Below are 12068 nucleotides of genomic sequence, written 5' to 3'. Positions count from 1 at the left end.
GATATTGTCACCAAGTGGAAAACAGCTGGCGATAGCGTTTTGGGTGCAAAACTATTGGCAAATCCAGAGCCTGAAAACCTATTGATTGTGGGCGCTGGAACCGTTGGCGATAATCTTATTGATGCTTACCGCGCCATTTTTCCGTCGATCAAGAATGTATCGATTTGGAACCGCACATTTAAAAATGCTGAAAAACTAGCTGCGAAAAAAGATGCCCATGCCGTTGAAAATTTGGCAGAAGCATGTGGGCAAAACGATATCGTGTCAGCGGCAACCTATTGCCTTGAACCGCTCATGAAGGGCGAATGGATTAAGCCTGGAACTCATGTCGATCTCATTGGCGCATTTAAAGCGGATATGCGCGAGGCCGATGATGCCTTGTTGCAAAAGGCACGAATTTTTGTGGACAGCTTTGAAACGACAGTCGAGCATATTGGTGAATTGATAATACCGCTTGCGTCGGGCGCTATTGAGCGCAGTGCCGTGCTCGGTGATTTCTATGATCTGGTAACAAGCAGCGTCGGGCGGCAATCTAAAGATGAGATCACCGTTTTCAAAAATGGCGGCGGCGCGCATCTCGATCTGATGGTCGCAGACCGAATCTGGAAAGCGATGAATTAAGCTGGTGCTGACTACATTTGCGCAGCGAAAATGCGACAGTGTCGGAATTGAAATTATCGCAAAAGCTAGGTGTTGTCATCGACAGTCATGCTCTGTCGGTATTCCGCGCATAACTTGGCGGTAGTCTAATCAATAGATAAGGGCAGGCTTTTTATTCAAAACAAGCCCGCCCTTAATTTTTAAATGTCGTTAAATTACGCTTTTGCAGCGATGATCATGACTTCAACCATATAATCCGATGTTACCAGGCGCGATTCGATACAGGCGCGTGCTGGCGGGTTTTTCGGGTCCACCCACGCATCCCAAACAGCGTTCATACCGGCAACATCACCCATATTCGCCATCCAGATAGTTGCAGATAGAATATGTGATTTACTGCTGCCGACTGATTCCAGAAGCCGATCAACATTGGCTAGCATGCCTTTGGTTTGCGCTGTGATATCCGCACCTTTACCGACTTGGCCTGCAAGATAGATTGTGTCGCCATGTGTTACAGTTTGGCTCATCCGGCTACCAATTTCAGTACGTGTTATGCTCATTGTCATATTCTCACTTTGAATTTTTAGATGGTGTGAATTGCATTAGGCTCAAAAACTCGACTAACATTTGAGCGCGGTTTTGTGCAGTGTTTGTTGTTGGGTCATAGGCATGAGCGACCACGCCGCCGCCCACTCCAGCACACACTATTAGCGATTTTACGCTGAGGATGTCAGCCTTTATTGCGGGGTGAGCACCTTTTGGTTAAGTCCACTCACGGTGGTTTTGCCTTGAAAGAGTAGGATGTTGAGATAAACGCTAAAGAATCAGCGCTACATTTGAGTGTGTTATCGAAGGTGGGAATGTTGCGTCAATAAATGTGTGAAGTGGTGCCCCCCGCCGGAATCGAACCGGCACTCCCGAAGGAACGGGATTTTGAATCCCGCGCGTCTACCAATTCCACCAGAGGGGCACATAGATCGGTATTGACAGCGCGCTTCCTACGCCTGACATGTTTGCACGTCAAGCATTAAACGGAATTTCCATAACAGGTTTATGCGCTGTCAACGCAGTATTATTGTTTGAACTGTATGAGCACTCCATATTTAGCTAACTGATGATAGAGGATCACCATGCACATTGAAAGTGAACCGCGCGGCGCGTTCGATAAAATCGAACATGTTTTGCTTTCCAAAAGCGCTTTGCCTGATGGCGGCAATGCGGAACATATTTCGCTTGGCGCCTTGAGCGACGGAATGGAGGAGCGGGCTTTCGGGCTGCTGCTTTTATTGCTGGCGCTGCCATGCGGTTTGCCTTTTGTTTATGGGCTGCCGCAGATTGTTGCTTTGCCAATGTTGGTGCTCGTATTTCAAATGGCGAGTGGGCGCCGTTCGCCTTGGCTGCCTGAAGCGCTTCGAAAGCGCAAATTGCCCGTACAGTCTTTTTTAAAGCTGGTTGCCAATACGCGCCGCTATGCCGGATGGCTAGAGCGTCTTGCGCATGCGCGTTTAACATCGATGACCAGTCCGCGCGGCATGCGTCTTGTTGGCGCGTTGCTGCTCATCCCGTGCGCCTCTATTCTGGTTCCACTGCCTTTAACAAACACGGTGCCTGGTATTGCCGTGGCGATGACGGCAGCTGGGCTGATTGAACGCGATGGTGTTTTTGTTGGCCTTGGTATTTTAGGCGGCCTTATATGGGTTGCGCTTTTGGTTATCGGCGGTCCAACTTTGGCCTATTTGTTAGTTGACTGGGTGCTTAATCGTTGAAATGACGCGGCATGAAAGTGGAGTTCATAAATGTTGAAAGATAGCGCAGGGCGCATGCAGGTTTTGGGAAGCGCTTTTATGGCTGCTGCATTGGCTGCGGTGGTTGGAACGGCGCTGGCCTTTGAGCATATCGGCGGGTACATTCCTTGCAAATTATGCCTTGAACAGCGCATTCCCTATTATGTTGGCGTGCCCATTGCGTTGGTTGCTCTTGTTGCGGCGCTGATGAAGTGGCCGGGCATTATTGCGCGCGGTGCGCTTTTACTTGTCGGGTTGCTGATGGTATACAGCATTTATTTAGGCGTTTTTCACAGTGGTGTGGAATGGGGATGGTGGCCCGGCCCGCTTGATTGCAGCACAAGTTCGACCAGTGGTTTAACAACAGATGCAAGCGATCTATTGGGCGCGATTGATCTTCAAAAGCCGCCGAGCTGTGATGAAGCCGCAGCGCGTTTTTTAGGGCTTTCATTTGCCGGCTGGAATGTCATTGCCAGTGTGATGCTTGCAGCAGCTGCGCTTAAAGCGGCATTTGTCAAAAACTGATTTCTCTAAAGAAAAGTCTAAGGTTCCAGTTCGACATCCCAATAAAGAAAATCCATCCAACTTTCATGTAAATGGTTGGGTGGGAATTTACGGCCATTATTGTGTAAATCATGAACCGTTGGCTGATAGGGCATTGTGCGCGGATGCATGTCTGTTTTTGAAGGCATCCGGCCGCCTTTGCGTAAATTACAAGGCGAGCACGCTGTAATGATGTTTTGCCATGTGGTTTGCCCGCCAAAGCGGCGCGGTATCAAATGGTCAAAGGTTAGATCATGCGGGCTGCCGCAATATTGGCATTGAAACTCATCGCGCAAGAATACGTTAAACCGCGTAAAGGCGGGATAAAGCGCGGGTTTGACATAATCTTTTAGGCTTATGACGCTGGGCAGTTTCATCGACGAAGATGGAGAGTGCACCGCGTGATCATATTCCGCAACGATGTTCACACGGTCCAGAAAGACAGCTTTAATGGCATCCTGCCATGACCATATGGACAGCGGGTAATAGCTCAGCGGTCTAAAATCTGCATTGAGCACTAAAGCTGGCAATGCTTCCGGCTTAACTGCGATTGTCAATTTTCGACCCTCATCGTTTTCCGTCCTTTATGCAGCTTATACTAAGCGGGTTATGACAGGAATGTGAAGCGTTTGAATTTTGCCGCTGTTGATAAACTAAATGTCCGTTTTATCAGTGGTTTATGCCTATGAATAAAATCATGGCATTGCAGCTCTGCCCTTTTTAACGGCGTAAAATGCCCAAAGAAGCCTTGCTGCAACACCGCGCCATGGTGCCCATGATTCGGCCATTGCACGTAGTTTCTTATCGCTTGGTCGCTGTTCTAACCCGTAAGCATCGGCGGCAGCTTGCTGTAAAGCTAAATCACCGGCAGGAAAAATATCGCGGTGACCAACCGCAAAGAGCAAATAGACCTCCGCAGTCCATGGACCAATGCCTTTGACTGCGACGAGCTTTTCCATCGCATCGGCGGCGGTCATCGCGGATAGTTCATCAAGCACGATGTCGCCGCGCTCTATTGTTTCACATAAAGCTAAGAATGTGCGTTGCTTGGGGCGCGATAGGCCAATTTTAATCCATGCTTCTTCGCCAAGCTCAAGATAGCGCTTCGCAGTAAGCGGTGCGATATATTCCTCCATCCGGCCGTAAATTGCCGCTGCGCTTTGTTTGGAGACTTGTTGTGAAATGATGATGGAGGCGAGGCTTGCAAAGCCAGGTTCTGTTCTCCTGAGCGGAACATCAGGTGTTTGGGCAATCACATCTTTTAAAACAGGGCAAATGCTTGCCAAAGCCGCAAGGCCGACTTTGATGTCGTCGTCGGTATCGATTGTGTTTGTCATTACGATTTCAATAGCCCTACACATTCACTTAAAAAGCCGATAGGCAATGCGCCGAAGGAAACTATGCATGCCCAAGAGTATAACGCCACCCGTTTTTCGATTTGCACCAAGCCCGAACGGTTTGTTGCATCTGGGGCATGCTTATTCGGCGCTCTTAAATTATGAAGCTGCCAAAGCGATGGGTGGGCGGTTTCTTTTGCGCATTGAAGATACGGACATTACGCGCGCGCGCCCAGAATTCGAACAGGCGATATTCGATGATCTTCATTGGCTTGGCATTGAGTGGGAGGAACCGGCTCGCCGGCAATCTGACCATTTTGGGGACTATAAGCCTGCGCTCGGAAAGCTAGAAGCGGAGGGGCTGAACTATCGTTCTTATTTAACCCGTTCTGACATTAAGAGGATTGTTGAGGCGCACGAAGCCAAGGGCAGTGCTTGGCCGCGCGATCCCGATGGCGCGCCGCATTTTCCCGGTCGTCATTATGAAGAACAGGCAACGATTGACGACAGTTCTTATACCATCCGGCTGGATATAGGTGCATGTTTGAAAAAAGTTAACCGGGATATATCGTGGCGGGAAGCATCTGATCGTGGCTTCACTGACATTACGGAAGTTGCCGCGGAACCGCAAAATTGGAGCGATATCATTCTTGTGCGGCGTGATGCACCGGCAAGTTATAATTTGGCTGTTGTTATTGATGACGCGGTGCAGGGTGTAACCCATGTTGTGCGCGGCGAAGATATCTATGCGGCGACTTCTATCCACCGCCTTTTACAAGAATTATTAGGTCTGCCTCAGCCTCTTTATCATCATCATCGATTGATTTGTGATGAGGAGGGGCGAAAACTATCAAAAAGTCAGCACGATACGAGCTTGGCTAGTTTGCGCGAATCTGGCCTTACTGCCGCGAATATCAAAGAAAGGCTTGGTTTCAAAAAAGGCTAGAAGCCAAATTTACTCAGTGCTGCTTTTAGCGTCATAAGAACCGCGAGCAACATGAACCCACCGCAAACACCAACGATAGCAATATATGCTGCGTCATGACTATAGGGCAAAAATATCTCTCCGAGATATAAGCCTAGAAAAGCCCCAGCAATAAGAATCATCATATTACCAATAGCGCCGAATGCGATGCTTTCAAGCACGCCATCCATGGCCGAGCCAATGAAAAATGCGCCCACGGTTATGGCTAATCCAACGATCATTAGGGTTTGTGTGTCGAGATAATTAATCATGTAATCATCCTCTCTTCAGGAAAGTATCACACACTCTCCTTAAGTATAGCCTAACGAAGCTTTTCGAATTTTATCCGTTCCTTTGTTCTTCTTTTGGGGGTGGCTGGTTTTTTAAGTGACGTGTTGCGGCGTTAATTTGGGCGCCAAAAATAAAAATTGCAGCAATTATATAGAGGAACACCATGGCGATCATAATCGATGCCAAACCTGCATAGGTCGATGCATAGGTGGCAAAACTATCAAGATAGAGGGCGAATGAATATCCTGCCAATGACCATGTAACCATGGTGAAGATGATACCGGGTGCTAAAGACTTTAATCGCCGTTTGCGATTGGGTAGCCATTTATGGGCGATGGCCACGGCTGCTGCGACGAGTAGCAATACAATACTAAAGCGCAATGCATCGCTTGGCAGACTTAACTGTGCCGCCCAAGGCAAATAACTGACGATTTCCTTGGCAAATTTAACGAGCAAGGGCGCAAGCACAAGCAAGAAACTGATGATTAACATAGCGACTGTTGCTGCTAGAACCATAGCAATGCTTTGCAACCGCAAAAGAAAATAGTTGCGTGTTTCAGTAACGCGGTAAGCGCGGTTTAGCGCAACACGTAAGGCTTCCACACCGTTGGATGCAAATACTGCGGCTGCAATCGCTGAAACCGTTAGCAATCCGCCCCGCTGTACGGTGAGGACATTATGAACTTCCTTTGCCAGCGGTTTTGCAATTGATTCTGGCCATGTATCAAAGATCAATTCAACAGCAGTTTCAGAGAATTGATCCGCACCTAGAAATGTCGCCAAAGAGGTCGCAAAAATTAGAAATGGAAACAGCGCTAAAATCGTGGACAGGGCGACATGACTGGCAAGTGCCCATCCATCGCTGTCGATGAAGTTCTTGGTTGCATCAAATGCGACACGCTTAATTTTAAGGAATTTTGACTTCATCGGCACTCTATACATACTCTATATTTGTGTTTCTCACTATTTCAGATATTGCACTAAATAGCTTTAGCAAACTCGAAATGATAAATGAGTCTGGAAATGGTCGGAAATTCAAGAACGATATTGGTGACTGGCTGCTCATCAGGCATCGGGGCGCATTGTGCTAAAAGGCTGCGTGAAGATGGTTGGCGCGTTCTGGTAACAGCGCGAAAAGAGGCTGATATTGCGCGCTTGCAAGCCGAAGGCTTTGAAGTGTTTTATCTTGAGTGCCGTGATCCGGCTTCAATCAAGGCCTGTTTTAATGCCGCGATTGACGCTACGGGCGGAAAGCTTGACGCGATATTCAATAATGCTGGATATAGTCAGGCGGGTGCCGTTGAAGATATTCCAATTGAAGCTTTGCGCGAGCAGTTTGAGGTCAATTTCTTTAGCGTTCATTCAATGACACTGCTTGCGGTGGAGCATATGCGCGCCCAAGGTTACGGGCGTATTATTCAACATTCGTCGGTTCTTGGGTTTTGCCCGATGATTTTACGCGGCGCCTATAACGCATCAAAATATGCGTTGGAGGGACTTTACGGGACAATGTACACTGAATTGCAAGGGTGCGATATTCATGTATCGCTTCTTCAAACGGGCCCGATACCATCCAATGTCGCCATCAATGCTTTGCCATATTTGCGGAAATATATTGATGTTGAGAACTCGCATTACCAAGAGATTTATCGGCCGCGCATAGCTGAACTGGAAGCCGGCGGGACGGCCGATACGACCGGAACTGGTGCAGAGCCCGTTTATATAAAGCTTAAACGCGCGCTTAACGACAAATCGCCGCGCCCTCAATATTTTATCACCCGCCAGACCTATTTAGCAGGTATGCTCAAACGACTTCTTCCTTCGAGGCTGTTTTTTAAGGCAATTAATTATTGGTCTTAAGTTAAAAACGCCTATGTGAGGTTGAAAGCGAAGCCTGTCTAAGATGCGTTAAACTTGAAAAGAGAAATGATGTCCGGAACCAGTTTTTACATAATCGTTATATTGATGATTGCAGTCTTGGTCGTGCTGCTTGCCGGTTTGCGCAATATGTTGAAAGGTGGTGATGCGAATTTTTCAAACAAGATGATGCAGCTGCGTGTGTTTCTTCAATTTATTGCGGTGGTTGCAATTGTCATCGTTGTGTATTTTGCTCGCTCGTAAATTAACTCGCAAAGGCTCTTATTATGGTTGTTCTGAATAAAATTTATACCCGTACTGGCGATGATGGAACAACTGCACTTGGTACTGGTGAGCGGCGCTTAAAATTTGATTTGCGCGTTAATGCTTACGGTACAGTGGATGAGACGAATGCCTGTGTTGGCATGGTGCGTTTGCACACATCGAAAACAGATCACGATCTGGACCGCATGCTATCTCGCATTCAAAATGATTTATTTGACCTTGGTGCTGATCTGGCAACGCCAGAAGCTGAAGAAGCACCGGAATATGAACCACTGCGCATTACAGATGCACAAGTGGAAAGAGTTGAGGCAGATATTGATGCGCTCAATAGTGGGTTAAAACCCTTGCGTTCATTTGTGTTGCCGGGCGGCTCGCCTGCTTCTGCTGCGTTGCACGTAGCGCGCACCGTTGCGCGGCGCGCAGAGCGCCTGATTGTTGAACTTGGGGAACAACCGGGCGAACATGTTAATCCGGCGGCATTGAAATATATCAACCGCGTATCGGACTTCTTTTTTGTGGCTGGGCGTGTTGTCAATAATAATGGTGCAGATGATTTGCTTTGGGTTCCGGGCGAAAATCGTTAAGCTTGCATGAAATCGACTAACAGGGCAGGCCTTCATGTTCATACCATTGCACGATGCGAATGCTCTTAAGCATATTAAGCTTCAATATGTGACGCTAACGCTGATCGCGCTGAATGTTCTCGCCTATCTGTTTGTGAATGTGGTCACTGATCCAGCAACGATGCAGGCCGCATTTGTTTCCTTTGGCTATATTCCTGCTGTCGTGAACGATTTTGAAGAACTGCCCATCGAGCTCGTTTATATTCCTGAAAACCTGTCGCTCCTCTCTTATTCTTTTCTGCATGGTGATTTTATGCACCTGATGGGCAACATGCTTTTTCTTTGGGTGTTTGGTGACAATATCGAAGATGCGCTTGGCCATTTTAAATTTTTGATCTTCTATCTTCTTTGCGCGATTGCCGGTGCATTGGCGCACGGGTTCATGGACCAAGTTTCGATTGCCCCGCTGATTGGTGCTTCAGGAGCGGTGGCAGGGATTATTGGTGCTTATGTTGTGCTGCATCCAAAAGTGCGTGTTTGGGTTTTAGCATTTAGCCGTCTTCCGCTAAGATTACCTGCCTATATTCCGCTTCTATTCTGGATAGCGTTTCAAATATTTATGGTTTTTGCCTTGCCAGATGATGCCGTTTCTTGGGGTGCACATATTGGCGGTTTTCTCGCAGGTGCCATTTTGGTTGTTTTCATGCGCCGCCGCGGTGTGCCGCTGTTCGACCAAAATGTTGTGACGCCAGAGGCTGTGATTGTGGAACCGGAATCGGTCGTTTTGAAAACGGATGAAAGAGATACGAATATTTGGGGTAGGGGGCCGTCTACTTAATTGACGTGCACGTAAACGTCATTTAGATAGAAGGCACTGGCATTGTCTTTTTTTTACCGTTGGCCTTGTGGCACGGAGCGGAAAAGGGCATGCGGGAAATTGATTTTATGTCGACGTGAAATGTCGTCAATAGTTAAGAATGCTCTGCCGCATAGTGGTTAGATCATTGTAATGGAAATCTTGGCCTTTGCTGCTACTGGGTTAGCAAACGTCTTTCGGGAGATGAAATTATGAAAGTCCTCGTACCTGTAAAACGGGTTGTCGATTATAACGTGAAGATTCGTGTGAAATCGGATGGTTCAGGCGTCGAGCTTGCCAACGTTAAAATGTCAATGAATCCATTCGACGAAATTTCGGTCGAACAGGCGATTCGTATGAAAGAAGCTGGTCAGGTTGAAGAAATCGTCGTGGTTTCTGTTGGCCCGCAGCAAGCTCAGGAAACTTTGCGTACAGCATTGGCCATGGGCGCGGACCGCGCAATTCTGGTTAAGCATGATGATATCGTCGAGCCGCTTGCCGTTGCCAAAATCCTCAAAGGCATTGTTGAAGAAGAAAATCCAGGTCTCGTCATCCTTGGCAAACAAGCCATTGATGATGATGCAAACCAAACAGGTCAGATGCTGGCTGCATTGCTTGGCTGGAGCCAAGGTACATTTGCGTCAGAAGTTGAAATTGCCGGCGACACTGCAAAAGTGAAGCGCGAAGTTGACGGTGGTTTGCAGAACATTGAAATCAAGATGCCTGCGATCATCACAACGGACTTGCGTCTTAACGAGCCGCGTTATGCATCGCTGCCGAATATTATGAAGGCAAAGAAAAAGCCGCTCGAAGAAAAAGCAGCTGCGGATTACGGTGTTGATACAGCGCCGCGATTGAGCGTTGTTAAAACTGAAGAGCCTGAAGGCCGCAAAGCCGGTGTCATCGTTGGTTCCGTTGAAGAGCTTATTTCAAAGCTCAAAAACGAAGCTGGCGTACTTTAATCAAGCGGAAGGATATTTCAGATGGCTATTTTATTGATTGCCGAACACGATAACGAAACTCTTTCTGACCAGAGTGCAAAAGCGCTAAGCGCTGCCAAACAAATTGGCGGCGACATTCATGTGCTTGTTGCTGGCAAAGGTGCTAAAGCGGCAGCCGATGAAGCGGCGAAACTAGACGGTGTTTCCAAAGTTTTGCTTGCGGATGATGCATCGCTCAACATGATGCTTGCAGAACCAACGGCAGCTTTGATTGTTTCGATGGCAGATAATTACGATACGATTATTGCTGCTGCGACAACTGACGGCAAAAACATTTTGCCACGCGTTGCTGCATTGCTTGATGTGATGCAAATTTCAGAAATTACCGAAGTGATTGACGCTGTAACATTCAAGCGTCCAATTTATGCTGGTAACGCCATTCAGACCGTTAAATCTTCTGATGCAAAGCGCGTTATCACTGTGCGGACTGCTTCTTTTGATGCAGCGCCAAGCGGCGGTTCAGCTTCTGTTGAAAGCATTGATGCTGCGGCAGATCCTGCACTTTCAACATATACATCTTCAGAACTGTCTGGCGGCGACCGTCCAGAATTGACGTCAGCGAAAATCATTATTTCCGGCGGTCGTGCTCTTGGTTCTGCTGAAAAATTTGAAGAAGTGATCTTGCCGCTCGCCGATAAGCTTGGTGCTGCGGTCGGTGCTTCGCGTGCTGCTGTTGATGCGGGTTATGCACCCAATGATTGGCAAGTTGGCCAAACAGGCAAAGTGGTTGCGCCTGATCTTTATATTGCCGCCGGTATTTCCGGTGCGATCCAGCACTTGGCGGGTATGAAAGATTCTAAAATCATTGTTGCGATCAACAAGGATGAAGATGCGCCGATCTTCCAAGTCGCAGATTACGGCCTCGTTGCTGATTTGTTTGACGTTCTTCCAGAAATGGAAAAAGCGCTTTAATTAATTGCTTTGAACTATTCTAAAGCCTCGCATTAATGATGCGGGGCTTTTTTATGTGTGGGTTGTTTCACGCTAGATCAGATTTTTAATCTTTATTGAGTGTGCGCTTGGCCGAACTAACATTTGCTGCGCGCGCTATAATTAACCCGCAACTTGCGCAATCTGTTGATTGCCTTCGCTGGTTCTTTGCAGCAGGTCGTTGATACGGTCCCGTTCAATTTCGAAACGCGCGAGTTCTTCACCTGACAGTGATTTTCCCTGTGGCAAGCGGACGCGCAATGGATCGACCCGTTTATTGTTCACGCGCATTTCATAGTGAAGGTGCGGTCCCGTAGAAAGGCCAGTTGTGCCGATATAACCGATGACTTGGCCTTGTCGCACGCGCGCGCCTGCTTGGATGCCTTTTGCGAATTTTGACTGGTGCGAATAGGATGTTTCATATCCATTGGCATGGGTAATAAGTGTTTGCTTGCCGTAGCCACTTGACCAGCCAGCTTTTTTCACAACGCCGTTGCCCGGTGCAATGATTGGCGTGCCACGCGGTGCAGACCAGTCCACGCCCCAATGCATGCGTGAATATTTCAAAATCGGATGGCGTCTCATGCCATAAGGCGAACGGAATTTTCCTGTCGGGACAGGGTTGCGCAATAGAAATTGACGGGCGCTGCGTCCCTCTTCATCATAATAATCTATATCGCCCTGTTCGCCTCTGAAGCGATAAAAGGTGCGGGTTTGATCATTGAAGGTTGCTTCTACAAAAAGCAGCTCTTGTTTTGTATCATCACTATTGCCTTCTTCCGGAACGGAATAGAAAAGCTCTAAATGATCACTTGCTTTGATCTTTGATTGAAAATCGACATCAGCGGCAACCATACGTATAATTTGACCAGCAATATCCAGCGGTAAATCATACGCCAAGACGCTCTGATATATTGCATCATATGCTGATGGCAGGTCGCGGGCGTTTGGTACTGCGGGCTTTGGTCGGCTCTTCCTGTTTTGTTGAAGTGCCATAATGCCGTCATCAAATGGTTCTTGCGCCGGTACATATTGTTCTTGATCATTGAGAGCGATT

Annotated in this window: 16 protein-coding genes and 1 tRNA gene (1 of these 17 running past the window's edge); 10 read left to right on the top strand and 7 right to left on the bottom strand. The window is 47.7% G+C overall.

What is annotated here, in order from left to right; translation table 11 throughout:
* Window positions 1-621: Gfo/Idh/MocA family oxidoreductase (locus C504_RS0116740; RefSeq protein WP_018690516.1), on the top strand; the 621-nt coding region annotated here is incomplete at its 5' end.
* A gap of 194 nt (window positions 622-815) precedes the next feature.
* Here C504_RS0116740 and C504_RS0116735 read toward each other — a convergent pair.
* Together C504_RS0116735 and C504_RS0116730 are read right to left on the bottom strand one after the other, a co-directional pair.
* Window positions 816-1160 (bottom strand): RidA family protein, encoded by a 345-nt coding sequence (locus C504_RS0116735; RefSeq protein WP_018690515.1) that lies wholly within the window; start codon window positions 1158-1160, stop codon window positions 816-818.
* A gap of 325 nt (window positions 1161-1485) precedes the next feature.
* Window positions 1486-1570: transfer RNA gene (locus C504_RS0116730), tRNA-Leu, on the bottom strand.
* A gap of 160 nt (window positions 1571-1730) precedes the next feature.
* Between C504_RS0116730 and C504_RS0116725 the strand changes: the two genes are divergently transcribed.
* Window positions 1731-2366, top strand: coding sequence for an exopolysaccharide biosynthesis protein (locus C504_RS0116725; protein ID WP_018690514.1), 636 nt, complete (start codon window positions 1731-1733; stop codon window positions 2364-2366).
* 30 nt (window positions 2367-2396) lie between these two features.
* Complete coding sequence (locus C504_RS0116720) at window positions 2397-2909, top strand: disulfide bond formation protein B (RefSeq protein WP_018690513.1); 513 nt, start codon at window positions 2397-2399, stop codon at window positions 2907-2909.
* Between the two features lie 17 nt (window positions 2910-2926).
* On the opposite strand, the gene C504_RS0116715 is transcribed toward C504_RS0116720, so the two are convergent.
* Together C504_RS0116715 and C504_RS0116710 are read right to left on the bottom strand one after the other, a co-directional pair.
* Complete coding sequence (locus tag C504_RS0116715) at window positions 2927-3484, bottom strand: HNH endonuclease (RefSeq protein ID WP_018690512.1); 558 nt, start codon at window positions 3482-3484, stop codon at window positions 2927-2929.
* A gap of 138 nt (window positions 3485-3622) precedes the next feature.
* A complete protein-coding gene (locus C504_RS0116710; RefSeq protein WP_018690511.1) occupies window positions 3623-4264 on the bottom strand; it encodes a DNA-3-methyladenine glycosylase family protein in 642 nt (213 codons plus the stop codon).
* Between the two features lie 79 nt (window positions 4265-4343).
* On the opposite strand from C504_RS0116710, the gene gluQRS reads away from it, so the two are divergent.
* A complete protein-coding gene (gene gluQRS / locus C504_RS0116705; protein WP_026317602.1) occupies window positions 4344-5210 on the top strand; it encodes a tRNA glutamyl-Q(34) synthetase GluQRS in 867 nt (288 codons plus the stop codon).
* Here gluQRS and C504_RS0116700 read toward each other — a convergent pair.
* Together C504_RS0116700 and C504_RS0116695 are read right to left on the bottom strand one after the other, a co-directional pair.
* On the bottom strand, window positions 5207-5500 hold the full coding sequence (locus C504_RS0116700) for a hypothetical protein (protein WP_018690509.1): 294 nt from the start codon (window positions 5498-5500) through the stop codon (window positions 5207-5209). The genes gluQRS and C504_RS0116700 overlap by 4 nt on opposite strands.
* Before the next feature lie 70 nt (window positions 5501-5570).
* The gene (locus C504_RS0116695) at window positions 5571-6446 is read right to left on the bottom strand and encodes a YihY/virulence factor BrkB family protein (protein WP_018690508.1); all 876 of its coding nucleotides are present in this window, start codon (window positions 6444-6446) and stop codon (window positions 5571-5573) included.
* Window positions 6447-6542: 96 nt separating this feature from the next.
* Here C504_RS0116695 and C504_RS0116690 point away from each other — a divergent pair, with 96 nt between their 5' ends.
* The 6 genes from C504_RS0116690 (at window position 6543) to C504_RS0116665 (ending at window position 10993) form a co-directional block, all read left to right on the top strand.
* Window positions 6543-7379, top strand: a complete 837-nt coding sequence (locus tag C504_RS0116690) for an SDR family NAD(P)-dependent oxidoreductase (protein ID WP_018690507.1) — start codon at window positions 6543-6545, stop codon at window positions 7377-7379.
* A 69-nt stretch (window positions 7380-7448) separates the two neighbouring features.
* Entirely contained in the window at window positions 7449-7640 is a 192-nt protein-coding gene (locus C504_RS18175; RefSeq protein WP_035265984.1) for a twin transmembrane helix small protein, read from the top strand.
* A gap of 23 nt (window positions 7641-7663) precedes the next feature.
* On the top strand, window positions 7664-8245 hold the full coding sequence (locus tag C504_RS0116680; protein ID WP_018690505.1) for a cob(I)yrinic acid a,c-diamide adenosyltransferase: 582 nt from the start codon (window positions 7664-7666) through the stop codon (window positions 8243-8245).
* A 34-nt stretch (window positions 8246-8279) separates the two neighbouring features.
* Window positions 8280-9062: a rhomboid family intramembrane serine protease gene (locus C504_RS0116675; RefSeq protein ID WP_018690504.1), complete on the top strand. Its 783-nt coding sequence runs from the start codon at window positions 8280-8282 to the stop codon at window positions 9060-9062.
* A gap of 230 nt (window positions 9063-9292) precedes the next feature.
* Window positions 9293-10042: an electron transfer flavoprotein subunit beta/FixA family protein gene (locus tag C504_RS0116670; RefSeq protein ID WP_018690503.1), complete on the top strand. Its 750-nt coding sequence runs from the start codon at window positions 9293-9295 to the stop codon at window positions 10040-10042.
* Between the two features lie 21 nt (window positions 10043-10063).
* The gene (locus C504_RS0116665; protein WP_018690502.1) at window positions 10064-10993 is read left to right on the top strand and encodes an electron transfer flavoprotein subunit alpha/FixB family protein; all 930 of its coding nucleotides are present in this window, start codon (window positions 10064-10066) and stop codon (window positions 10991-10993) included.
* A 141-nt stretch (window positions 10994-11134) separates the two neighbouring features.
* On the opposite strand, the gene C504_RS18170 is transcribed toward C504_RS0116665, so the two are convergent.
* Window positions 11135-12068 carry the final stretch of a M23 family metallopeptidase gene (locus C504_RS18170; RefSeq protein ID WP_245555254.1) on the bottom strand. Its footprint extends 1034 nt past the window's final position, so only the last 934 of its 1968 coding nucleotides appear in the window; its start codon lies off the right edge, out of view — the gene reads right to left on this strand; its stop codon occupies window positions 11135-11137.

Origin of the sequence: Ahrensia kielensis DSM 5890, assembly GCF_000374465.1 — a bacterium.
GTDB classification, from domain to species: domain Bacteria; phylum Pseudomonadota; class Alphaproteobacteria; order Rhizobiales; family Rhizobiaceae; genus Ahrensia; species Ahrensia kielensis.
The sequence above is the reverse complement of the archived record's forward strand: the minus strand, read 5'-3'. Positions and strand labels throughout refer to the sequence as shown.